1 protein-coding gene is annotated in these 644 nt (G+C 44.4%); it reads right to left on the bottom strand.

Going from position 1 to position 644, the window contains the following annotated elements; translation table 11 throughout:
- Positions 1-27 precede the first annotated feature (27 nt).
- Positions 28-644: RNA-guided endonuclease TnpB family protein (locus tag AC2FA3_RS15065; protein ID WP_490510294.1), on the bottom strand; the 617-nt coding region annotated here is incomplete at its 5' end.

Below are 644 nucleotides of genomic sequence, written 5' to 3'. Positions count from 1 at the left end.
TTTTGTATCAGCGGTTAGGCAAATTGACTAAGCTAACCCCGTCGTACCGACGGTTTTGATTGTTGCCAACTTCAATCCTTCGTTTAGGATATTGATACTGGCGTTGATGTCTCTATCGTTGGATTGCAAGCAGCTGGGGCAATTCCATGATCTCACCTGTAATGGTAGCTCAGCCTTAGTCAGTAAGTGACCACAGCCTGAGCAGGTCTTAGAAGATGGATACCATCTATCAACCTTGATTAGCGCTTTACCGTACCATTCAGCCTTGTAGTTCAACATGGTGGTGAAGGTTGACCATGAGCTGTCTGATATGGCTTTAGATAACTTTCTATTCTTAACCATGCCTTTGACGTTTAAGTCCTCAATCGCAATCACATCGTGGTTTTTGATGAGATTGAATGAGAGTTTGTGCAGAAAGTCTTTTCGGCAATTCGTGATACGCTCGTAGACTTTGGCGACTTTAACTTTTTGCTTTTGATAGTTGCGGCTGTCAGACAGCTTGCGTTGATCGGCCTTGGCCACTGCTCTACGCTTGGCCAGTATTTTCTGTTCTCGCGCGAGCTTATGTTGCAGCTTCGATAAAAAGGTAGGATTAGCGACTTTGCTGCCATCTGATAGGACGATAAAGTCAGTCAGTCCTAAAT

It is taken from the genome of Janibacter sp. CoH_79_TC_3 (genome assembly GCF_058197955.1).
The sequence above is the reverse complement of the archived record's forward strand: the minus strand, read 5'-3'. Positions and strand labels throughout refer to the sequence as shown.